We start from the raw sequence: 22530 nt of genomic DNA, 5'->3' as shown, positions 1-22530 counted from the left end.
GGGATGCCAATAGTTGTGCTTGCTAAGCAGTTTTTGGGGGCGGGCATGTGCGGTATCACCGGGTGGGTCTCCTACGACACCGACCTGACGCGCAGACAGGACGTCGTCGACGCCATGACGCGGACCATGGCGTGCCGAGGACCGGACGACGTCGGCACGTGGGTGCGACCCCACGTGGCGCTGGGACATCGGCGGCTGGCGATCATCGACCTGCCCGGCGGCCGGCAGCCGATGTCCGTCCGCACCGCCGGCGGCGACGTGTCCCTGGTCTACAGCGGTGAGACCTACAACTTCACCGAGCTGAGGGAGGAGCTGACCCGGCTCGGCCACGTCTGGGAAACCGACAGCGACACCGAGGTCGTGCTGCGCGGCTACCTCCAGTGGGGCGATGCCGTGGTCGACCACCTCAACGGCATGTACGCGTTCGCCATCTGGGACGAGCGCGACGAGAAGCTGGTCATGGTCCGGGACCGGATGGGCGTCAAGCCGTTCTACTACCACCGGACACCCGACGGCGTGCTGTTCGGGTCGGAGCCCAAAGCCGTCCTGGCCAACCCGATGGCGTCGCGCGTCGTGGACGCGGACGGCCTGCGCGAACTCCTGGCGTTCACCAAGCGGCCCGGCTGGTCGTTGTGGAAGGACATCGTGGAGGTGTTGCCGGGGACGGTCGTCACGGTGACCCGCGACGGCATCCGCGCCCGCACCTACTGGAAGCTCGAAGCCCGGCCGCACACCGACGACCGGGAGACCACCGTCGCGCGGGTGCGCGAGCTGTTGACCGACACCGTGCACCGGCAGTTGGTGGCCGACGTGCCGCGGTGCGTGCTGCTGTCCGGTGGTCTCGATTCCAGTGCGGTCACCGGTCTCGCCGCCGCGCACCTCGACGAGCGGCTGCGGACGTTCTCGGTCGACTTCCTCGGCCAGGAGGAGAACTTCCGGCCCGACGAGATGCGTGACACCCCGGATTCGCCGTACGTGCGCGACGTCGTCCGGCTGGTCGGTTCGGAGCACCGGGACGTGGTGCTCGACCCGGCCGCGCTGACCGACCCGGCGGTGCGCCGTGCCATGCTCACCGCGCGCGACATCCCGGTCGGGCAAGGCGATATGGACACCTCGCTGTACCTGTTGTTCAAGGCGATCCGGGAGGAGTCGACGGTCGCGTTGTCCGGCGAGTCGGCCGACGAGGTGTTCGGCGGCTACCGCTGGTTCCACGACGAGGCGGCGGTCAACGCGGACACGTTCCCGTGGTTGGCGTTCCGCACCGCGCTGACCGACGACCGGCCCGCCATGATCGAGCCCGACCTGCTGCGGCGGTTGCGGTTGTCCGAGTACGTGGGCGACCAGTACCGGTCCGCCGTCGCCGAGGTCGAGCCGCTGGACGGGGAGTCCGCGCGGGAGGCCAGGATGCGGGTCGTGTCCCACCTCCACCTGACCCGGTTCGTGCGGATGTTGTTGGACCGCAAGGACCGCGCCTCCATGGCGGTCGGGCTGGAGGTGCGGGTGCCGTTCTGCGATCACCGGTTGGTCGAGTACGTGTACAACGCGCCCTGGTCGCTGAAGGCGTTCGACGGCAGGGAGAAGAGCCTGCTGCGGCACGCGACGGCGCACGTGCTGCCCGCGTCCGTGCGGGACCGGGTGAAGAGCCCGTACCCGTCCACCCAGGACCCCGGGTACGCGGCGGCGTTGCAGCAGCAGGCGAAGGAAGTCCTCGCCGAGCCGGGGAACCGCGTGTTCGACCTCGTGGACCGGGCGTGGGTGGAGCGGGTGGTGGCGCTCGACCCGACCGCCATGGACGGTGGGGTGCGGGTCGGCCTGGACCGCGTGCTCGACTTCTACCACTGGCTCGACCTGTACTCGCCGGAACTGCGCCTGTCGTGAGCGGGGTGCGCCGACCGGGTGCCGCACCCGGTCGGCGCACCCCGTTCAGTCGGCCCGCAGCACGCTCGCGAACAGCACCAGCCCGAACGCGAGGGCGGTGACCACGAGGAACGACGTGGTCAGGCTGGTCAGTTGCGCGATGCCGCCGATCAGCGACGGCGCGACGAGCCCCGACGTGTAGGTGATGGTCGCGACGCCCGCGATGGACCGGCTGGTGTTCGGCCCGCGGTGCCCGGCGGCGGCGAAGGCGAGCGGCACCACGACCGCGATGCCCAGCCCCAGGAGCCCGAAGCCGGCGATGGCGACCGCCGGGTGCGGGGCGAGCACCACGAGGAGCCCGCCGAGCGCCGCGACGACGCCGCCGGTTCGGACCGCGCGTACCGGGCCGAACCGGTTCACCACCGCGTCGCCTGCGAACCGGGCGACCACCATGGTCAACGTGAACCCGGTGGTGGAGGCCGCCGCGAGGCCGGCGGAGGTGTCCAGCACGTCCCGCAGGTAGACCGCCGACCAGTCCAGGCTCGCGCCCTCCGCGAACACCGCGCAGAACCCGACCGCACCGATCAGCAGGGCCGACCTGGGCGGGAACGCGAAGTGCGGCGGTGGTTCCTCGTCGTGCGCGGGGCGCAGGTCGAGGACCTGGTGGACGGCCACCAGCCCGGCGGCGGTGAGCACGAGTGCCGCCGCGATGTGGTGCACGCGCGCGCTGACGTCGAAGTGCGCCGCGAACGTGCCCGCGGTGGAGCCCACCAGCGCGCCGACGCTCCACATCCCGTGCAGGCCCGACATGATCGACCTGCCGAGCCCGCGTTCCACCTCGACGCCGATGGCGTTCATCACGACATCGGAAGTCCCCGCCGCCGCGCCGAAGGCGAGCAGGGCCAAGCAGAGCGTGGGCAGGTTGGGCGCCAGCGAGGGCAGCACCAGGGACAGCGTCCACAGCGCGAGCAACCCGCGAAGCGCCGCCCGGCTGCCGAACCGGTGGCTCAGGCGTGCCGCGAACGGCATCGCCAACGCGGACCCGATCGCCGGGAAGGCGAGGGCGAGCCCCAACTGCCCCGCCCCCACGCCGGTGTGCTCCTGGACCCACGGAACCCGAGTGGCGAACGACCCGAGAACCGCGCCGTGCACCCCGAAAACCGCGGCCACCGCGACCCTGGACCGCCGAACAGCCGGGGCGACCTCAACACCCTCGCGACCCACCGCTTCCCCTCTCCACCCGCCCAGCCTCGTCTGTCCTGGTGCGCCTGTTGCGCTGTTACGCCTGACTACGACCTATCGCGACCGCACAACCACCCGAGAAGCCACCGGCGTCGACCCTTGGCCGGTGACCGCATTCGCCGATGACCACGTCGTTGTGGCCGCGGTAGTCACACCCACCGGTGGCCGTGCGCTGTGGATGTCGGTGGCTGCCCCGTTGCGGCCGCCGGCGTTCCCGACCGCGGTCGGCCGGGACGGCTCGAAGGCTGGGTGATCGGCTCCGCTCGGTGTGTTGGTTGCCGTGTTCGCGGTCGGCGGGGGACTCCCGCTGGCCTTCCAGTGATCGCAGTGGTCCGGTCGCTGAAATTATCAGGCAGGCTCCCTGAAAGATAGAGGATGCCTGGAGGATGCATCGGGGGCGAGCCGAGCGAGGTGGGTTGCGGACGTTTCCGCAGGTAGGAGCGATGCGGTCCGGGTGGTGGCGGTTACGGGGCACCCAGGTGGGTTATCTTTCAGGCAGGCTCCCTGAAAGATAGATGGCCGCCAGGGCGGTCTGGGATGATCGCGCCATGCCCGCATCGCCGAGCGCCGCGCGCGCCATCAACAACCGGGAGACGCTGCTCCTGCTCCGTGACGGTCCGCTGACCGCGGGCCAGGTCGCGCGGCTCACGGGGTTGTCCCGACAAACCGTCGCCGACCTGCTCAAGGGGCTCGGCGAGGCCGGCTTGATCGAGGTCGTCGGGCAGGACGACGTGCGCAGGCGCGGGCCCAACGCCCAGCTCTACGGCATCGTCCGCACCCGCGCCCACGTGGCCGCGCTGGACGTCCGCACGCACAGCGTCGCCGTGGTCGTGGCCGACCTGCTCGGTGACGTGCTGGCCGAAGCCTCCACGCCGATCGCGCCGGGCATCCCCACCACCCGCGCCGTGGCACGCACCCTCGACCTCCTCACCGATGCCACCTCCGAGGCGGGCGCGCAGACACTGCACTCCATCGGCATCGGGGTCCCGGGCCTGGTCCAACCGGGCACGGGCGAACTGCGCGGCACCCCCGGCCCCCAGTGGCACGGTCGGGTCCTCACCGAACTCCGCACCCGCCTCCACGGCAGGCTGGTGGTGGAGAACGAGACCAACACCGCCGCCGTCGCCGAACACCGCCTGGGCACCGCCCGCGACCGCGAGGCGTTCGCACTGCTCTGGCTCGGCCACGGCACCGGAGCCGCCCTGGTGCTGGGCGGGGCGCTGCACCGGGGCGCGTCCGGCGGCGCGGGTGAACTCGGCTACCTGCCCGTACCCGACCAGGGCCTCGCCGATCGGGTACGGGCGGCGGCCCCGGACCGGGCAGCGCCCGACCCGGAACAGCCGAAGGGCTTCCACGCTCTGGCTGGCTCACCGGCCGTGGTCGAGCTGGGTGCGGCGCACGGCATCGTCGTCGAGCCGGTCGACCACGAACCGCCGGCCGCGGCGGTGGTGCGGGCGGCCGTGGCCAACGGGCAGCACGCCTTCCTGGACGACCTCGCCGACCGGGTCGTGGTGGCCGCCGCTTCGGTCGTCGCGGTCCTGGACCCCGGTTGTCTCGTGCTCGGCGGCGAGATCGGGCACGCGGGCGGTGACGCGCTGGCCGGTCGGGTCGCCGATCGGCTGGCCGCGCGTTCGCCCGCGCCGACCGCCGTGCGGTACAGCGCGCTCGGTGGTTCCGCCGTGCTGCGAGGCGCGTTGCTCGCCGCCTGCGACGCGGCTCAGGAGGAGCTGTTCGAGGAGGGCTGACGCAGCACCCTGCACAACCACCAACCCCGGGCAGTGCGATCAGCACACTGACGCGGGCCCGAAGTGCACCTACGGTACCGCCATCCGCTCCTCCCGCAGACCGAGGAGGTTGGCACGGCCTCGTCCGCCGGCGCCGACGACCACGCCCTGACCAGGGTGGTGGTCGATCGCCGTGCGGCGGTTCGGGCAGGTCGCCGCCCCCGGCGCCGGCCGTCGTGAACGCAACAGAACCTGGAGGTCCAGCCGTGCGCATCGGCATCGACGTCGGCGGCACGAACACCGACGCCGTCCTGCTCGACGGCACCGACGTGCTCGCCGCGATCAAGACCGGCACGACACCCGACGTCACGTCCGGCATCGTCGCGGCGGTCGAGGGGTTGCACCGGCAGCACGCGTTCGACCCGGCGGCGGTGCGGGCGGTGATGATCGGCACCACGCACTTCATCAACGCGCTGGTGGAGGCACGCCGGCTCGCGCCGACCGCGGCGGTCCGGCTCAGCCTGCCCGCCGGCTCGTCGCTGCCGCCGATGGTGGACTGGCCGCGACGCCTGGTGGACGCGGTCTCCGGCCGCGGTTACCTGGTGCACGGCGGTCACGAGTTCGACGGCAGGCACATCGCGGAACTGGACGAGGCGGAGCTGCGCAGGGCCGCCGAGGACATGGGCCGCGCCGGCATCCGCAGCGTGGCGATCACCTCCGTGTTCTCCCCGGTGAACGCCGAGTTCGAGACCCGCGCCGCCGAGATCATCGCCGCCGAGCTGCCGGGCGCGGCGATCTCGCTGTCCCACGAGATCGGCCGGATCGGCCTGCTGGAGCGGGAGAACGCGACCATCGTCAACGCCGCCCTGCGCGAGCTGGCGGCGGGCATCGTGGACGGCCTCGCGGCGTCCGTGGCGGGCGCGGGCATCAGCGCGCCCCTCTACCTCAGCCAGAACGACGGAACCCTGATGGACGTGGACTTCGCCCGCCGCTACCCGGTGGCGACGTTCGCGTCCGGCCCGACGAACTCGATGCGCGGCGCGGCCGTGCTGTCCGGCCTGGACACCTGCGCGGTGGTCGACGTCGGCGGCACCACCAGCGACGTGGGCGTGCTCGACCGGGGTTTCCCGCGCGAGGCGACGACCGAGGTGAGCGTGGCGGGCATCCGCACCAACTTCCGGATGCCGGATGTGCTCTCGGTGGGCGTAGGCGGCGGCAGCCTGGTGCGCGGCGGACCCGCGGACGTGGCCGTCGGCCCCGAGTCGGTGGGTTACCGGCTGACGTCGAAGGCCCTGGTGTTCGGCGGCGACACGCTGACCGCGACGGACATCGCGGTCGCCGCCGGGCGTGCCGACATCGGCGACCGGAGCCTGGTCGCGCACCTGGACCGGGACCTGGTGCGGGCGGCGCTGGACCGGATCGCCGCCGAGACGGCGGAGGCGGTGGAGCGGATGCGGACCTCCGCCGAACCGCTGCCGGTGGTCGCGGTCGGCGGTGGCTCGGTGCTGCTGCCCGACGAGCTGGCGGGCGTCGGCCCGGTGCGGCGGCCGGAGAACCACGCGGTGGCCAACGCGATCGGCGCGGCCATCGCGCAGGTCGGCGGCGAGGTCGACCGGGTGTACGCGGTCGAGCCGGGCCGCCGCGACGCCGTGGTGGACGAGGCGAAGCAGGAGGCCGTCGACCGGGCGGTGGCGGCGGGCGCGCGCCCGTCCACGGTGGCCGTGGTCGACTTCGACGAGGTCCCGATCCCCTACCTGCCGGGCAACGCGACCCGGATCAGGGTGAAGGCGGTCGGCGACCTCCAGGTGGGGAGCTGAGGGATGCGGGAGATCACGGAATCCGACCTGGCGGACGTGGCACGCGGCGCGGCGGTGCTCGGCACGGGCGGCGGCGGCGACCCGTACATCGGGCGGCTGCTCGCGGCGGCGGCGGTCCGCGCGCACGGCCCGGTGCCGCTGGTGGCGCCGGCCGAGGTGCCGGACGACGCCCTGGTGCTGACGGTGGCGATGATGGGCGCGCCGACGGTGATGGTGGAGAAGCTGCCGTCCGTGGACGAGATCGCGACCGCGGCCCGCACGCTCGCGCGTTACCTGGGCCGGGAGCTGACGCACATCGCGTGTGCCGAGGCGGGCGGCGTCAACTCGCTGATCCCGGTCGCCGCCGCCGCGCAACTCGGCCTGCCGCTGCTGGACGCCGACGGCATGGGCCGGGCGTTCCCGGAGATCCAGATGGTGCTGCCCACCCTGTACGGGGTGCGCGCCACGCCGATGGCGATCGCCGACGACAAGGGCAACAAGGGTGTGCTGGACACCGTCGACAACCACTGGGCGGAACGGCTCGCGCGCAGTGCCACCATCGACATGGGGTGCTCGGCGATGATCGCGTCGTTCGCGATGACCGGCGGTCAGGCGCGGGAGGCGTTGGTGCCCGGCACGCTGTCGTTGTGCGCGGAGCTGGGCGCGCTGGCCGCCTCGGCACGCGACGACCACACCGACCCGGTGGACGCCCTGGTGCGGCGGCTGGGTGGGCGGCGGCTGTTCACCGGCAAGGTGGTGGACGTCCGGCGGCGCACCGCGTCGGGCTTCGCGCGCGGTGACGCGCGACTGTCCGGTATGGACGGTGACGCGGGTGCGGAAATGGTGCTGCGCTTCCAGAACGAGCACCTCGTCGCGGAGCGCGACGGCGTGGTCCAGGTCTCGGTGCCGGACCTGATCTGCGTGCTGGACCGGGAGTCGGGGGAGGCGGTGACCACCGAGCGGCTGCGGTTCGGGCAGCGGGTCGCGGTGATCGCCGCGCCCGCCGACCCGCGCTGGCACACCCCGGAGGGCTTGGCGCTGGCCGGTCCCCGGTACTTCGGGTACGACCACGACCCGGTGCGCGTGTCGGCGTGAGCGAGCGGACCGCCGTGGTGATCGGCAGGTCACCGGAGCGGTGTTCGCGAAGGCGGCGTGCCCGCTCGGCCCGGCACGCCGTGGTGGACACCGGCGACCGGTGAGGGCGCCGGCCCGGACGGCGGTCGCGCGCTGCGCCGAGCGGGATGGGCGACACTGTCCACATGCGCATCGACCGCGACGACGTGGCCGCCCTGGAGCTTGGCGTGACGTTGCTCGGCTCCGGTGGCGGCGGCGACACCGCGTGGGCGGGCGCGGTGCTGCGCGGGCGGATCGACGCCGGGCGGCGGCCGACCGCGATCCCGCCCGGCGACCTCCCGCCGGACGCCCTGGTGGTGCCCGTCGGCCTGGTCGGCGCGACCGCCGTGCTGGCCGAGAAACCCATGGGCGGCCACGAGTTCCGCACGGCCGTGGACGCGATCGCCCGGTGGACCGGCGACCGGCCGGACGCGGTGATGAGCATCGAGGTCGGCGGGTTGAACGGGCTGCTGCCGGTGGTCGCCGCCGACGACCTCGACCTGCCGTACGTGGACGCCGACCTGGCCGGACGGGGCCTGCCGCGGCTGGACCAGCTGTCCACCGCGGCGGCCGGCCGGGGTGTCGCGCCGGCGGCGCTCGCCGCGCCCGGCGGCCAGGTGCTGGTCCTGGCCACCGGCACGCCCGCGGACGTCGAACGGGCGGTGCGCGGGTTCCTCACCGTGGTCGGCGGGTGGGCGGTGCTCGCGTTGAGCCCGGTCCGCGTGGCCGACCTGCCGGGGTGCGCGGTGGTCGGCAGCACGTCCGGCGCGCTGGAACTGGGCAGGCGTGCGGTGACGGGCGTGCCGGGCGACGTCCTGGCCACCGGCCGCGTGGTGGACGTGTCCCGCCGACGCGGCACGGGTTTCGGCCGGGGCAGCGTCGCGGTGCTGGACCACGCCACGGGCGCGGTGCTGCGCCTGGAGATGGAGAACGAGTACCTGCTGGCGCTGCGTGACGGCGCGCCGGTCGCCGCCACGCCGGACGTGCTCGTGGTGCTGGAGCGCCGCACCCGCGCGCCGATCTCCTGCTACCACGTGCGGCCGGGGATCGAGTTGGTAGTGGCCCGGCTGCCCGCCCCGGCGTTCTGGGCCGACCCGGCGCACCTGCCGGTGGTGGCGCCGCGTGCGTTCGGCATCGACTGCGACCCGGTGCCCGCGTGATCGCCGTGCGGGGGCTGCTGGCCCTGCCCGAGTGGTCCGACGTGGTGGTGCCGGCGGGCGCGGACGGCTTGGACCGCCGGGTCACGGCGGTGCGCGCGGTGTTCGACCTGCGCCCCGAGGTGGCGGCCGGCGAGCTGGTGGTGCCGGTGCACCCGCCGCCCGCCGCGGACTGGCGGGTCGACGCGTTGTTGCGCCGGGTCGCCGACGCCGGCGGCGCGGGTGTGCTGCTGCCCGGCGGGCTGCCGCCGGCCACGCGGTTGCTCGGCGACCGGCTGGCGGTGCCGGTGCTGGTCACCGCCGCCGAGCCGCTGGACCTGGTGGTCGCGGCCCGGCTGGCGTTGGCCGCGCCGGACCTGGACCGGGCGCGGCTGGTGCTGGCGGCGCAGGCCGCGCTGGGCGAGCGGCTGCGGCCACCCGAGGAGGTCGTGGCGGTGCTGCGTGACCTGCTGGACGCGCCGGTCGCGTTGCTCGACGACCGGGGTGCGTTGCTCGCGGGGGACCCGGTGCGCGGCGCGGTGCGCGTGGACGAACCCGTGCCGCAACGCATCGACGTGCCGGGCGGTGTGGTGCTGGCCCACCCCGTCGTGCTGCCGCGTGCCCGGCCCAGCGCGTGGCTGGCGGTGGAGCTGTCCGGTCCGGCCGCCGCGCGTGCCGAGGTGGCACCGCCCGCGTTGGCGCTGACCGGCGGCGCGGTGCAGCGGTGGCTGCTGGCCAACCGCCTCGAACTGGAGCGCGACGCGCGGTCTCGCACGGCGTTGCTGGGCGACCTGCTGCGGTTGGACGGCGAACCGACCGCCGACCTGCGCCGCCGCGCCACCGACGCGGGGTGGCAGCTCGGCGGTTGGCACGTCGGCATCCGCGTCGGCGTCCCGGCCTCGGTGGACGTGGTGGCGCGCGGGCCGGACGTGGTGGCTGCGCTGCGTGCGGCGGGTGTGGCGGCGGTCGTGGTGGAGCACGGCGACGGCTGGACCGCGTGGACCTCGTTCGACCAGGAACCGACCGCCGCCCGCGTGCGGGCGCTGGGCACCCGGCTCCGCGCGGCGCAGCGCGACCTGCGGCGGACCGTGCGCGCGCACATGGGTGTCGGTCGCCCGCACGCCCGGTTCGAGGGGTTGGCGAAGACCGTGGCCGAGGCGACCGACGCCGCCCGGCTCGCCGCGACCCGCGTCGAGAGCGGCAACTTCCTGCACGTCGACCAGCTCGGCATGGCGCAGCTGCTGCTGGAGTGGACGCGGACCGACACGTTCGAACCGGCCGCCCGCGCCCTGCTCGCCCCGCTGCGCGGCCTGCCCGGTGACCTGGTGCGCACCCTGTCCGCGTACCTGGACGCCGAGTCGTCGATCGCCGAGACCGCCGCGACGCTCGGCGTGCACCGCAACACCGTGGCGGCCCGCATCGCCCGCGTCGAGCGGGAACTGGGCGTCGACCTCGCGCACCGCGACGAGCGGCTGGCGCTGCACCTGGCGTGCCGGACGGTGCTGCCGACCGGGTGAACCCGGGAACCCCGGCGGCCCGAGCGGTGTAGGACCCGGTGGGAGGGCGAGCCGAGGGGAGCGGTCCTGGACGAGGGGCGGTTGGTCGACCGGTCGCGTGCCGGTGACGTGGAGGCGTTCGGGGAACTGGTGCGGCGGCACCACTCGGACGCGGTGCGGGTCGCCCGGCTGCTGGGCGCGGCCGGCGACGCGGACGACGTGGTGCAGGACGCCTTCGTCCGTGCGTACCGGGGTTTCGGCGACTTCCGGCGCGGCGCGCCGTTCCGGCCGTGGTTGCTGCGGATCGTGGCGAACGTCGCCCGCAACTCCCACCGCGCGCACGGCCGGCGGGTCGCGTTGGCGGGGCGGGTCGCGGTGCTCGGCGGCGGTCCGCCGCCCGTCGAGCCCGACGAGGTGGTCGTGGCGGACGAGCGGAAGCGGCGGCTGCTGGCGGCGTTGCGGCAGTTGGACGAGCGCGACCGGCAGGTGCTGGAGTGCCGGTACCTGCTGGAGCTGACCGAGGACGAGACGGCCCGGGTGCTGCGGTGGCCGCGGGGCACGGTGAAGTCGCGTGGCGCGCGTGCGCTGGGGCGGCTGCGCGATCTGCTGGGCGTGGCGCGGGAGGACGAGGTCAGGCGTGGCTGAGGACGTGGAGCGCGAACTGCGCGAGCTGGGGCGCGAACTGCGCCGGGAGCCGTCCGAGGAGGTGGTGGCGGCCGTGGTGGACCGCCTGCCCGAGCGCCCACCGCGCCGCTGGGCCGGACCGTTCCTGCTCGCCGCGTGCCTCCTGGTGTTGGCGCTGGTGTCGTTGGCGCTGCTGCGGAGGGAGGCGCCAGGGGGGACCGTCGAGGCGGCGGCCACCTCCTCGGCTCCGACGACGTGGTCCGTGCCCGAGGAGAGCACACCGTTCTGCGGTCGGATGCCGCGGCTCTCGGACGCGGGCGTGGTCGAGAGGTGGCTGGCCTGGCGCCCGCCCGTCGACGCGCCCTGGGCGTCGCCGGAGCGCGTTTTGTTCCAGCCGTTCGGGCAGGGTCGTGGGGTGGTGGCGGTGACGTACTCGACGCCGAAGGCGGTGTGGACGCTGGAGCGCTACTCCGAGGACTCGCAGGTGGCGGTCGAATCGTCGGCGCGGCCGGATGTGGTGGAGTTGGAGCCGGACATCAACGGCCGGCGTGGGCAGTGGGCCCAGGGGCCTTTGGTGCTCAGTGTGCAGTTGGTGGCCGTGACGAAGCCTGAGCAGACGAGCACCCACCAGTGCACCGGCCGTCGTTTGACCTGGACGACGAGCACGGGCGTCGTCTACGCGATCACGTCCAACACGTTGACCGAGGCCGACACGCTCGCACTGGCGAGGTCCCTCGGCTGACCCGGGCCGGTTCCGAGGTCCACCAGGGGGGTGCCTCGGAACCGGCCCCGCTCTCTGGTTCGCGAAGTCTTGGCGGTACGAGCGTGCTGCGGGCGTTGCGGGTTTCGGCCGGGGCGAGCCTCGATGTGATGGCCGCGCGTGCCGGCTACCCGGCGGTGTAGTGGAGAGATGAGCAGGCAGTTCTCCCGAAGCGCGTCGTGGGGTACGAATGCGCTCTTGGCATCGGGCTTGGCGTTGACGCCCCCTGGTGCGGTGGACCGGTGGCCGCGGTCCTGCCCGCTGTCGTCACGTTCGAGCGCATCAGCCGCCGGTGGGCGTCATCGGGGCTCATGCCGCGGTCTTGCCGAGTACCGCGGGTGGCCGGACTCGCGGTCGAGAGCCCGGGGGCCGTGCGCAGCCTGGAACGTGCCATAGCGTTGGCGCGCCATGCCTGGGACGCTCGCGCATGGCCTCAGCTTTACGCCACTCTGACACACGGCGACCGCGCGCACTGGCGGCCCAGGGGTACGCGCCCATCGGGCGCTGAGCGTGGCGGACGCGGCGCTGTCGCGCGCTGAAGGCGAACCGCCTCCCGACGCCTACAGCTCATAACGAGACGATGATGAACCGAATGAAAACCACCCCACCCCGCAGTAAAGTCACAGGGGTCATGAAGTGTCTTTCCCGCGCGAGCGGGGGTGGTCCGGCTCAACCCATACTTGACCCACACTTCGCTCTGGTCTTCCCCGCGCGAGCGGGGGTGGTCCCTACCCGGGTGGGGAGACCGTCGCCTGGGCCGAGGTCTTCCCTGCGCGAGCGGGGGTGGTCCCAGCCGGTGGTTGCCGGACTGCTGCGGCTTCGCGGCTTCCCCGCGTTGGCAGGGGTGCTTCGGGAACCTCGACCGGCCCGACGGCCGCACCCGGTCTTCCGCCCACGCGGGTGCTCCCCGCACGACCCGCGGTGCACGGCAGACCGGGCGCCCCAGCGACCCCGGCACCGCCGGGTGCCCGGGACAAGGCCGTGGTGATCCTCGGCGCGAACCCGAGGATCACCACGCAGGTCACCGGGCGGCGTCGGTCAGGGGCTCGTCGGTGAGGAAGCCGCCGGACTGGTGGTGCCACAGGCGGGCGTAGGCGCCCTGTGCCCGGAGCAGTTCCTCGTGCGTGCCCTGCTCCACGATCCGACCCTCGTCCAGCACGATCAGCCGGTCCATGCGGACCACGGTGCTGAGCCGGTGCGCCACCACGATGGCGGTCCGGTCCTCCATCAACCGCCACAGCGCCTCCTGCACCAGGACCTCGTTCTCCGAGTCCAGCGCGCTGGTCGCCTCGTCCAGCAGCAGGATCGGCGCGTCACGCAGGATGGCGCGGGCCAGGGCGACCCGCTGGCGCTGCCCACCGGACAGCTTGACGCCGCGCTCGCCGACCAGCGTGTCGAAGCCCTGCGGCAGGGAGTCGGCGAAGTCGGTCACGTGCGCGGCCCGCGCGGCGCGCTCGATCTCGGCGGCGGTGGCGCCCGGACGGGCGAAGGCGAGGTTCTCGCGCAGCGTCCGGTGGAACATCGCGGGCTCCTGCGGCACGTAGGCGATCAGCCCGCGCAAGTCCTCCTGGCGCAGCTTCGCGATGTCCTGGCCACCCGCCAGGATCCGCCCGCCGTCGACGTCCATCAGCCGCAGCAGCAGCCGGGTCAACGTCGTCTTCCCACCACCGGACCGCCCGACCAGGCCGACCTTGTGCCCGCTGGGGATGGTGAGGTCGAGCCCGTCGAACAACGGCCGGCCGCGGTCGTGCGCGAACACCACCCGCTCGAACCTGACCTCCGCGCCCGACGGCGCGAGCGGTTCCGGCGCGGGCGGGTCGACCACGGTCGGCGGCGTGAGCAGCAGCTCGGTGAACTGCGCCGCCTCGGTCAGCGAACCCTCCAACCGCCGGTAGATCTGGTTGAACTCGAACATGATCCGCGTCGCGTTGGCGAAGTACGTGAACGTCACCACGATCGCCTCGATGCCCAGCGCACCGCCACCCAACCCCACCGCGACCAGCAGGCCGAGCGCGTTGGTCAGCACCGACATGGGCGCGACGACGGTGTCGATGCGGAGGTTCCCGTAATCCCACGACCGCAACGTCAGCCTGCGTTGCTCGGCGACCCGCGACCGGTGCTCCGCCGCCTCGCGTTGCTCGGCGGCGAACGCCCGCACGGTCTCCATGTTCGTCAACGTGTCGGACACGTGACCGGAAACCCGCGCGATCGCCGCCTCCCGGTCGTTGACCAGCAGCTGCCTGCGACGCACCAGCGGCGCGATCACCAGACCGGTGAGCAGCAGCAGGCCGACCAGCACGAGCACCAGCACCGGGTGGTAGCGCCACAGCACGACCGACGCGAAGACCAGCGGCACGACGTTCGCCGCCACCTGGAACACCAGGGTGTCCACGAACTCCTCGAACTGGCGGGTGAAGCCGAGCACCCGCTTGGTCAGCGAGCCCGCGAAGTTGTCGTGGAAGAACGCCGCGTCCTTGGCCAGCAGCTCCTCCATGCCGCTCACGCACAACCGCTCCATGCCGCGGCTCTCCGTGCGGTTCAGGCAGTGCACGCCGACCCGCCACAGCGCTTCGGCGACCAGCATCAGCACGGCGAAACCGAGCACGTAGGGCAGCACCGTCGACACCTCGGCGGGCGCGCCGCCGGCCAGCGCGCCCACCAGCGAGGCGATCACCAGCGGCGTGAGGTAGAGCAGGACGGTGTTGCCCAGGGCGGGCAGCGCGAACGCGGGTATCGCGAGGCGGCGCTGCCGCCACAGTTCCCGCCCGTAGTGGCGCAGGACGAGCCCGACCGCCGGGCGGCGGTCGGGTGATCGTTCGGCGCCGGGGTTCCCGGGCACGGTCATCCGTCGTCCTCCAGGACGTGTCGGCGGTGGGGTGACGCACCATGTTCCCGCACCGCACGGGTCCCGGCGATCGAATATCGGCGGCGTCCGAAGTGGACGGAACCGGGGAGCGCCTACTCGGCGCGCAACGCGGTCGCGGTGCGGGTGCGTGCCGCCCAACCCGCGGGTGGCAACGCGCCCAGGACCGCGATCACCAACCCCCCGAGCGCGAACAGCACCAGCCCCACCGGGTGGTAGGCGGCGTGGGCGGACGCCGGCAGCGCGGTGCCCGCGCCCTCGGCCATCAGCGGCAGCACCGCCGAGTGCAGCGCCACGCCGGCGGGGACGCCCAGCACCCCGCCGACCACACCGGTCACCGCCACCGACGCGACCACCAGCGCCGTGGTCTGCCCCGGTGTCATGCCGACCGCCTTGTGCACGCCGAGGTCGCGCACCCGTTCCCGCGTGTCCAGCAGCACGGTGTTGAGCACGCCCAACCCGGCGACCGCCACCAGCAGCAGGGTGAGGAGCGCGGTGAGCCCGGCGATCAACGCGAGCATGTCGCTGAACCCGCCGTCCCGGCCCTCCCGCGGCTCGACGCCCAGCGGTCGCAGCGCCGCCGACAACCCCGCCAGGTAGGCGGGCAGGTCCGTGCCCTCGCGCACCGAGATGTGGTACATCGTCGGCCGGAGACCGGGCAGCGACGCCGCGTCCACCAGCACCTGCTTGCCGTCGTTGCGCGTGTCGAACACCTCGCCGACGATCTTCAACCGCACCGACCGGCCGCCGTCCTCCAGCGTGACGGTGTCGCCGATCGACGTGGCCGTCGCGGTGAGGAACGTCGTCGGCACGACCGCCTCGCCCGCGCCGCGGAACCACGTGCCGGAGATCAGCTGGTAGTTGCTGCGCGACGTGTCGCCGCTGAACGCGAGCGCCACGACCGAACCGCTCATGCCGGCGACGGCGGCCCGACGTCGCGCGATGCCGTAGTACCCGGCGGTGCCCGCCTGCGCGTCGATCGCCGCCGTGACGGCCGCGCGGTCGGTGTCCGGCCGCAGCGCCGCCGTCGCGCCCGTCGGGATCGGGTCGCCCTCCGGCGCGCGCACGCCGATCACCACGTCCGTCGCGTCGGGTTCCCGCGCGGTCTGCACCGCGCCCAGCGACGTGCCCAGGCCGACCGCGAACGTGACCGCCGTCGTGCCGAACACGACGGCCGCCACCAGCCCGAGGGCGCGCACCGGCCGCGCGAACGGCCGCGCCAGCCCGAGCGCCACCGGTACCGGGACCGGCAGCCGGGCCGCGACGCGGGTCGCCGTCCGACCGCGGCGCGGGCGCGGGGTGCGGCCGACGGCCAGCGCCTCCACCGTCCGCAGCCGCCCGGCCCGCGCCGCGCCCGCCCACGCGGTCAGCGCCACCACGCCCAGCACGCCGACGACCACCAGCAGGTCGACCACCGGGTCCACGCCGAGCGCGCCCGTGCCGTACACCTCGGTCGTCTCGGCCAGCACGGGCACCGCGAGCAGGTTGCCCGCGAGCACGCCGACCGCCGTGCCGACCGCCGCCGGCACCAGCGCCTGCGCCACGTGCGCACGCACCACCTGCGCCGGGGTGAAGCCGAGGGCCTTGAGTACGCCGATGCGCCGCGTGCCCGCGCTCACCGCGCCCGCCACCACGTTGCCGACGATCAGCACCGACATGACCAGCCCCAGCAGGCCGAACGCGACCAGGAACGGCACGTACACGGCCGTCTCCCGGACCGCCTCCTCCTTCACCACCAGCCACGACTGGGCGCCCACCACCTCGCCGACGCCCCTGATCGCGGCCACGGCGTCGTCCACCCGGTCGGGCTCGGCCAGCCGGTACAGCACCTGGTAGCCGGTGGGCGCGGGCAGCGCGGCGGGCAGCACCCAGGCGTCGGCCGTGCGGCTGACCGACCGGGCCAGGCCGACCACGGTGAACGCGCCCGGCCGGTCCACCAGCCGGATTTCCTGGTCGAGCAGCCGCTCGGCGAACGGCACGTCGGCGGACAGCACGACCTCGTCCACCGCCGCGGCCCACCGACCGCTCAGCACGGCCACCTCGTCCACCGGCCCGCCGGGGTCGGCCCGCCCGACCAGCGCCAGCGGCGCGCGCTCCAGGCCGCGGCTGTCCGGCACGGCCGTGCCGAACGGGAACGGGCCCGCGCTGTCGGTGACCCCCGCGACGGCGCCGGCCCGGGGCGGTGCGGCGAACCGCGCCGCCACGTGCGCACCGCGTTGCGCGGTGAACGCCTCGTCGAACGGCGCGCTCGACACCACCAGCAGCGACCCGCCGAGCACGGACGCCGTCACCGCCATCATCGTGGCCAGCCCGATCACGGCGGTCTGCACGCGCTTGCGGCGGACGCCGGCACGCACCACGCGGCCCAGCGCGCTCACCGGCCGTCCTCCGCGACGCGGCCGTCGGCGATCCGGATCGTGCGGCCGGTGCACGACCGGGCCAGGTCGAGGTCGTGGGTGACCAGCACGATGGTCTGGCCGTCCGCGTTCAGCTCGGTGAGCAGCTTGCCGACCTCCTCGCCCGCGGCCGAGTCCAGCGCGCCGGTCGGCTCGTCGGCCAGCAGCAGGGCGGGTCGGTTCACCAGCGCGCGGGCCACCGCCACCCGCTGCCGCTCGCCACCGGACAACCGGCCGGGGTAGGCGTCGGCGTGGCGCTCGACGCCCAGCGCGCCCAGCAGCTCCGCGCCACGCCGCCGCGCCTCGGCGCGGGACCGGCCGGCGAGCAGCGCGGGCAGCGCCACGTTGTCCGCCACGGTCAGGTCGTCGAGCAGGTTGAAGAACTGGAACACCATGCCGACCGAGTCCCGGCGGTAGCGCGCGGCGGCGGCCTCGCCGAGCCGGTCCACCCTCGTCCCGGCGACGGTGACGGTGCCCGAGTCCGGGCGGTCCAGCCCGGCGATCAGGTTGAGCAGCGTGGATTTCCCGCTGCCGGAGGGGCCGAGCACCGCCACCGCCTCACCGGGCGCGACGGTCAGCGACGCGTCCTTCAGGGCGGGTGGTCCGCCGTCGTACCGGCGGCTCACGTCGCGCAGCTCGATCACCGGCGTGGTCATGCGATCTCCTCGGTCCGGGTTGGTGTGCGGGCCGAAGCTAGGGCCGGCGGCGGCGTGGTCGCGTCGGTCGGCGGAGCGGTTTCCGGTACCGCGTCCGGATGACGCGCCCCGGTGTCATCCTCGCGGTGTAGTCCGGCGGGTGGTCGGAACCGGCACCGGTGCCGATGTTCCGCCGATCGGGCGTCGGTGAGAATGAGCCGGTGGAGAACCGGCTGGTGGACCTGCTGCGCCCGGTGTGCGCGTGGCTCGCCCGGCCCAGCGGACCGCCGCCCCGGCCGACCAGGTGGAACCTGGTCTTCGACGTGGTGCTGGCGGTCGCGCTGTGCGTGCTGTCCGTGGAGTACGCGCTCAACCGCCAGGACATGTCCCTGCCGATGCCGCCGGTGTGGCCGGACTTCCCCGCCGACCTGCCGGACCTGCCCGACCTGTCGGACGTGCCGCTGCCGCCGGACCTGCCGAGACCGCCGGAGGAACGCCTGGCGCCACGCGTCGACACGTTCGGCTCGGTGGTGGTGGCGTTGGTCGCGTCGCTGGCCATCGCACTGCGCCGCCGGTTCCCGCTGGGTGTGTTGTGGACGGTGGCGCTGGTGACGTTGGCCGCGCCGCAGGTGTCGCCGCGGTTGACGTTCTACGCGATCGTGATCGCCGTGTACACGGCGTCCGCGTACAGCCAGTACCGGGTGCCGGCGTTGCTCGGCGTGACCACGGCCGTGTTGTCGGTGACCACCTTCCGCAGCTGGCCGCTGCCCGTGGTGCCCTACGAGTTCATACCGCTGTTGGTGCTCATCCCGATCGCGTTCGCGGCCAACGGTTTGCGGACGTGGAAACTGCGCACCGACGAGCGCACGGCACAGGTTTCGGCGATGGAACGCGAGCAGGCCGAGGCGTTGCGACGCGCTGTCGAGCACGAACGCGCCCGCATCGCCCGGGAGTTGCACGACGTGGTGACGCACAACGTGAGCGTGATGGTGATCCAGGCGGGTGCGGCCCGGAAGGTGATGGAGGTCGACGCGGACCAGGCGCGGGAAGCGCTGCTCGCCGTGGAATCGGGCGGCCGGGCGGCGATGGCGGAGCTGCGGCACGTGATGGGGCTGCTCACCGCGGACGGCGCGGACGCGGACTCCCTGGCGCCGCAGCCGGGGCTGGACCAGCTCGCGGCGCTGGTGGCGCGGGTCCGGGACGCCGGGGCGCCGGTCGAGCTGTCGATCGTCGGCGAGCCGCGTGACCTGCCGTCCGGAGTGGAGTTGACGGCGTACCGCGTGGTGCAGGAGGCGTTGACCAACACGGTGAAGCACGCCGTGGGCGCGTCGGCCGCGGTCGTCGTGTCCTACGGCGACGACGAGTTGACCGTCGAGGTGACCGACACGGGCGGCCGGCCGGGGGAGGGGCGGGGCGGCGGACGCGGCCTCATCGGGCTCCGCGAACGGCTCGGCGTCTACGGTGGCACCCTCCGCACCGGCCCGCGCGTCGGCGGCGGTTTCCGCGTGACCGCACAGATTCCCCTGGAGGCTTCGTGACCCGCGTGGTGATCGCGGACGACCAACTGCTGGTGCGCACCGGGTTCCGGATGATCCTCACCGCGGACGGCGTGGACGTCGTCGCGGAGGCGACCAACGGCGAGGAGGCGGTGGACGCCGTCCGCCGCACCCGGCCCGACGTGGTGCTGATGGACATCCGGATGCCCGTCCTGGACGGCCTGGAGGCGACCCGGCGCATCCTCTCCGGCGCGGCGGGCGAACCCCGCGTCCTCATGCTCACCACGTTCGACCTGGACCACTACGTCTACGCGGCGTTGTCCGCGGGCGCGAGCGGTTTCCTGCTCAAGGACGTGACGCCCGAGCACCTGGTGGCGGCCATCCGCATGGTCCGCGCCGGTGACGCCCTGCTCGCGCCGAGCATCACCCGCCGCCTGGTGGAGCGGTTCGCGCGTCGCGACGAGGGTGTCGCGCACCGCGACCTGGCCGCGCTCACGCCACGCGAGCTGGAGGTGCTGCGGTTGCTGGCGCAGGGGTTGAGCAACGCCGAACTCGCCACGCGCCTGCACCTGTCGGAGGCGACGGTGAAGACGCACGTGGCCCGCATCCTGGCCAAGCTGGACCTGCGCGACCGGGTGCAGGCGGTGATCACCGCGTACGAGACGGGGTTGGTCAGCCCGCGCGACGAGGCGTAGCGGAGGATGGCGGCATGGCGGTCAACCGGGTGGTACCGAACCTGAAGAGCACGTCCCTGCCCGCGGCGGTGGAGTTCTACACCCGCGTGGTGGGCATGGAGGTCGTGATGGACCTCGGCTGGATCGTGACCCTCGCCGACCCGGCGCGGCCACAGGTCCAGCTCAGCCTGATGACGCGCGACGAGACCGGACCGGTCGTGCCGGTGGCGTCCATCGAGGTCGACGACGTGGAGGCGTGCCACCGGGCGGCGGTCGCGGCGGGTGCGGAGATCGTGCACGGGCCGACCACCGAACCGTGGGGCGTGCGCCGGTTCTTCGTCCGCGACCCGGGCGGCAACGTCGTCAACGTCCTGTCCCACGGGGAGAACCCGCCCGCGCACCCGACGCGGTGACCGGCCGGTGCGCGGGCGGGCCGCTCACCGCGCGGGGTTGACGGCGAGGAGCCGGTTCGGCGCACCCCTCGGGTCGGACACCGCGTTCTTGGTGGCGTCGTTCAGAACCGCGGTGGCCACCTGGGCCGGCGTCAGCGCGGGGTCGCGGGACAGCAGCAACGCCGCCGCGCCCGCCACGTGCGGTGTCGCCATGGACGTGCCGGACAGGTCCGCCCAGTCGTCGTCGCTGCCGTTGCCCGCCGAGACGATGCTCTCGCCGGGTGCGAACAGGTCCACGCACCCGCCGTAGTTGGAGAAGTACGACCGGCTGTCGTACCCGCCGGTGGACGCGACGGTCAACGCCTCCCGCACCCGGGACGGCGAGTGCCGGCAGGCGTCGTCGGACTCGTTGCCCGCCGCCACGACCGCCACCACGCCGTCGGCGACGGTGCGGCGCACGGCGTCCTCGATCACGCGGTCCGGCGCGTCACCGCCGAGGCTCATGTTGGCCACCGCCGGACCGGAGACGTGCTGCGCCACCACCCAGTCCAACGCCTCGGCGACGTCCTCGCTGCTGCCGTTGCCGCCGCAGTCGAAGACCTTCGCCGAAACCAGCCGAACCCCTTTCGCCACACCGTAGGTCAGGCCGCCGACGGTGCCGGCGACGTGCGTGCCGTGCCCGTGGCAGTCCTCCTGCTGGTTGTCCACCGTGTTCGTGCCCCAGACCGCGCGTCCGCCGAAATCCCGGTGGCCGACCCGGATCCCGGTGTCGACCACGTAGACGGTGACGTTCGACGCGGTGTCGGGGTACCGGTAGACGTCGTCCAGCGGTAAGCGCCGCTGGTCGATCCGGTCCAAACCCCACGAAGGCGGGTTCCGCTGCTCCCCGGAGACCCGCACCCGCTGGTTCTGCTGCACGTAGGACACCGCCGGGTCGGCGGCCAGCCGACGGGCGTCGCGAGCCGCCATGCGCACCGAGAACCCTTGGAAAACATGGGAGAACGTGTGCACGACCGTGCCCGAGTAGCGGGCCGCCAAGCCGTGCGCGGCACGATCTCCCTTGAGCACGACCACATAACTGCCGTCGATCGCACCGGGCGCGTCCGCGCCCAGCACCTCCGCCGCGGCGACCGGTGGAACACCCACCAGCCCACCGGCCAACACCGCCGCCGCGGTCAACAGGGGTCCTGTCCTCATCGCACCTCCCGTGCGTCTGCTGGACAACCGCAGGCTAGGGCGAGCGCGCCGCGCCGAGCGGGCGCCGGGGAGCCGATTGCTCCGCACCACGCGGAAAAGACCCCGAACGGCCGCCCTACCATCGTCGCGCGAGCCGATTTCACCGGTCGGGAAGTCTTGTGACACAGGGGGTCCGGCTCCCGACGCGAACGGGCCGGGCGCATCACCGCGCCCGGCCCGTTGTCCGGTGGTTCTACCCGACGATCACCCCGTGGTTTCCTGCTCCTGCTCCACCTGCCGGTTCCAGTCGGACTTGGTGGACTGCCAGCCGTCCTCGTCCTTGCCCAGCCGCCAGTAGCCGGAGATGGACAGCTGCTCGCGCGGCACCTCGCGCTCCTTGCGCAGGTGACCGCGCAGCGCCTTCACCATGTTCGCCTCGCCGTGCACGAACGCGTGCACCCGGCCGGGCGGGAACTCCAGCTCGCGGACCGCCGCCACGGCGGCGTCGCCGCGCGGACCGCCCGCGCGGTGCAGCCACACCACGTCGAACGGCGCGTCCTGCTCGTCCTCGGGGCCCTCGACCTCCGCGAACACCCGCACGTTCGCGTCCTCGGGCAGCGCGTCCAGGGCCGCCGCGATCGCGGGCCACGCGCTCTCGTCGCCGACCAGCAGGTGCCAGTCGGCGGTGGGGTCCGGCGCGTAACCGCCGCCGGGTCCGGCGAAGTGCAGCACGTCACCCGGCTGCGCCTTCGCGGCCCACGGACCGGCCACGCCCGAGTCGCCGTGCACGACGAAGTCGATCCACAGCTCGCGTGCCTCGGCGTCCCACCGCCGGATGGTGTACGTGCGGGTCAGGGGCCACTGCTCGCGCGGCATGGTCTCGCGGATCGCCGACGGGTCGAACGGCTCCGGGTACACCACGTCGGCCTGCGGGAACTGGAGTTTCACGTAGCTGTCGGTGAACGGCCCGACCACGAGGTCGGCGAGCCCGTCCCCGCCCAGCACGACCCTGATCATGTCCGGTGAGATGCGCTCGGTGCGCACCACCCGCCCGCTCTTGCCCCGCGACCGCTCGGCCATCGGCCACTCCTGACCTCGGAAACCACTTTCGCGCTCCACCGTACGTTGATCGTCCCCCGTCTGGCGTAAC

Annotated in this window: 17 protein-coding genes; 11 read left to right on the top strand and 6 right to left on the bottom strand. The window is 73.8% G+C overall.

Annotated elements, in window-relative coordinates:
• Positions 1-45 precede the first annotated feature (45 nt).
• Complete coding sequence (asnB, locus tag KZQ38_RS15065) at positions 46-1878, top strand: asparagine synthase (glutamine-hydrolyzing) (RefSeq protein WP_219442475.1); 1833 nt, start codon at positions 46-48, stop codon at positions 1876-1878.
• Between the two features lie 45 nt (positions 1879-1923).
• On the opposite strand, the gene KZQ38_RS15060 is transcribed toward asnB, so the two are convergent.
• Positions 1924-3027 carry an MFS transporter gene (locus KZQ38_RS15060; RefSeq protein WP_308258408.1) on the bottom strand — a complete coding sequence of 368 codons (1104 nt, stop codon included), beginning with the start codon at positions 3025-3027 and terminating at the stop codon, positions 1924-1926.
• A 620-nt stretch (positions 3028-3647) separates the two neighbouring features.
• Between KZQ38_RS15060 and KZQ38_RS15055 the strand changes: the two genes are divergently transcribed.
• From KZQ38_RS15055 to KZQ38_RS15025, 7 genes are all read left to right on the top strand, one after another.
• Positions 3648-4844 carry an ROK family transcriptional regulator gene (locus KZQ38_RS15055; RefSeq protein ID WP_219442472.1) on the top strand — a complete coding sequence of 399 codons (1197 nt, stop codon included), beginning with the start codon at positions 3648-3650 and terminating at the stop codon, positions 4842-4844.
• A gap of 245 nt (positions 4845-5089) precedes the next feature.
• Positions 5090-6640 carry a hydantoinase/oxoprolinase N-terminal domain-containing protein gene (locus KZQ38_RS15050; RefSeq protein WP_219442470.1) on the top strand — a complete coding sequence of 517 codons (1551 nt, stop codon included), beginning with the start codon at positions 5090-5092 and terminating at the stop codon, positions 6638-6640.
• 3 nt (positions 6641-6643) lie between these two features.
• Positions 6644-7714, top strand: coding sequence for an S-methyl thiohydantoin desulfurase family protein (locus KZQ38_RS15045; RefSeq protein WP_219442468.1), 1071 nt, complete (start codon positions 6644-6646; stop codon positions 7712-7714).
• A gap of 164 nt (positions 7715-7878) precedes the next feature.
• Positions 7879-8892: an S-methyl thiohydantoin desulfurase family protein gene (locus KZQ38_RS15040; protein ID WP_219442466.1), complete on the top strand. Its 1014-nt coding sequence runs from the start codon at positions 7879-7881 to the stop codon at positions 8890-8892.
• On the top strand, positions 8889-10385 hold the full coding sequence (locus KZQ38_RS15035) for a helix-turn-helix domain-containing protein (RefSeq protein WP_308258407.1): 1497 nt from the start codon (positions 8889-8891) through the stop codon (positions 10383-10385). Before KZQ38_RS15040 ends, KZQ38_RS15035 begins: the two co-directional genes overlap by 4 nt.
• An 81-nt stretch (positions 10386-10466) precedes the next feature.
• Positions 10467-11009, top strand: coding sequence for an RNA polymerase sigma factor (locus tag KZQ38_RS15030; protein ID WP_219442464.1), 543 nt, complete (start codon positions 10467-10469; stop codon positions 11007-11009).
• The gene (locus KZQ38_RS15025) at positions 11002-11730 is read left to right on the top strand and encodes a hypothetical protein (RefSeq protein ID WP_219442462.1); all 729 of its coding nucleotides are present in this window, start codon (positions 11002-11004) and stop codon (positions 11728-11730) included. The genes KZQ38_RS15030 and KZQ38_RS15025 overlap by 8 nt, the downstream gene beginning before the upstream one ends.
• Positions 11731-12769: 1039 nt before the next feature.
• Here the strand turns inward: KZQ38_RS15025 and KZQ38_RS15020 are convergent.
• From KZQ38_RS15020 to KZQ38_RS15010, 3 genes are all read right to left on the bottom strand, one after another.
• Complete coding sequence (locus KZQ38_RS15020; RefSeq protein ID WP_219442460.1) at positions 12770-14593, bottom strand: ABC transporter ATP-binding protein; 1824 nt, start codon at positions 14591-14593, stop codon at positions 12770-12772.
• Positions 14594-14706: 113 nt separating this feature from the next.
• Positions 14707-16989, bottom strand: a complete 2283-nt coding sequence (locus KZQ38_RS15015) for an ABC transporter permease (protein WP_219442458.1) — start codon at positions 16987-16989, stop codon at positions 14707-14709.
• A complete protein-coding gene (locus KZQ38_RS15010) occupies positions 16986-17663 on the bottom strand; it encodes an ABC transporter ATP-binding protein (RefSeq protein WP_219442455.1) in 678 nt (225 codons plus the stop codon). The genes KZQ38_RS15015 and KZQ38_RS15010 overlap by 4 nt, the downstream gene beginning before the upstream one ends.
• Before the next feature lie 200 nt (positions 17664-17863).
• Between KZQ38_RS15010 and KZQ38_RS15005 the strand changes: the two genes are divergently transcribed.
• From KZQ38_RS15005 to KZQ38_RS14995, 3 genes are read left to right on the top strand one after another with little or no spacing between them, the layout of a single operon-like run.
• Entirely contained in the window at positions 17864-19180 is a 1317-nt protein-coding gene (locus KZQ38_RS15005; RefSeq protein ID WP_308258406.1) for a sensor histidine kinase, read from the top strand.
• Positions 19177-19833, top strand: a complete 657-nt coding sequence (locus tag KZQ38_RS15000; protein ID WP_219442451.1) for a response regulator — start codon at positions 19177-19179, stop codon at positions 19831-19833. The genes KZQ38_RS15005 and KZQ38_RS15000 overlap by 4 nt, the downstream gene beginning before the upstream one ends.
• 14 nt (positions 19834-19847) lie before the next feature.
• Positions 19848-20225, top strand: a complete 378-nt coding sequence (locus tag KZQ38_RS14995; protein WP_219442449.1) for a VOC family protein — start codon at positions 19848-19850, stop codon at positions 20223-20225.
• A 24-nt stretch (positions 20226-20249) separates the two neighbouring features.
• Here KZQ38_RS14995 and KZQ38_RS14990 read toward each other — a convergent pair whose 3' ends face one another.
• A complete protein-coding gene (locus KZQ38_RS14990) occupies positions 20250-21401 on the bottom strand; it encodes a S8 family peptidase (RefSeq protein WP_219442447.1) in 1152 nt (383 codons plus the stop codon).
• Between the two features lie 243 nt (positions 21402-21644).
• Entirely contained in the window at positions 21645-22460 is an 816-nt protein-coding gene (locus tag KZQ38_RS14985; RefSeq protein WP_219442445.1) for a siderophore-interacting protein, read from the bottom strand.
• Between the last annotated feature and the right edge of the window lie 70 nt (positions 22461-22530).

Origin of the sequence: Saccharothrix obliqua (assembly GCF_019375475.1) — a bacterium.
GTDB classification, from domain to species: Bacteria; Actinomycetota; Actinomycetes; order Mycobacteriales; family Pseudonocardiaceae; genus Actinosynnema; species Actinosynnema obliqua.
The sequence above is the reverse complement of the archived record's forward strand: the minus strand, read 5'-3'. Positions and strand labels throughout refer to the sequence as shown.

Coding starts and splice junctions, on each gene's coding strand:
- asnB (WP_219442475.1), top strand. CDS start 46: ATGTGCGGTATCACCGGGTGGGTCTCCTACGACACCGACCTGACGCGC.
- KZQ38_RS15055 (WP_219442472.1), top strand. CDS start 3,648: ATGCCCGCATCGCCGAGCGCCGCGCGCGCCATCAACAACCGGGAGACG.
- KZQ38_RS15045 (WP_219442468.1), top strand. CDS start 6,644: ATGCGGGAGATCACGGAATCCGACCTGGCGGACGTGGCACGCGGCGCG.
- KZQ38_RS15040 (WP_219442466.1), top strand. CDS start 7,879: ATGCGCATCGACCGCGACGACGTGGCCGCCCTGGAGCTTGGCGTGACG.
- KZQ38_RS15020 (WP_219442460.1), bottom strand. CDS start 14,593: ATGACCGTGCCCGGGAACCCCGGCGCCGAACGATCACCCGACCGCCGC.
- KZQ38_RS15010 (WP_219442455.1), bottom strand. CDS start 17,663: ATGACCACGCCGGTGATCGAGCTGCGCGACGTGAGCCGCCGGTACGAC.
- KZQ38_RS14995 (WP_219442449.1), top strand. CDS start 19,848: ATGGCGGTCAACCGGGTGGTACCGAACCTGAAGAGCACGTCCCTGCCC.
- KZQ38_RS14990 (WP_219442447.1), bottom strand. CDS start 21,401: ATGAGGACAGGACCCCTGTTGACCGCGGCGGCGGTGTTGGCCGGTGGG.
- KZQ38_RS14985 (WP_219442445.1), bottom strand. CDS start 22,460: ATGGCCGAGCGGTCGCGGGGCAAGAGCGGGCGGGTGGTGCGCACCGAG.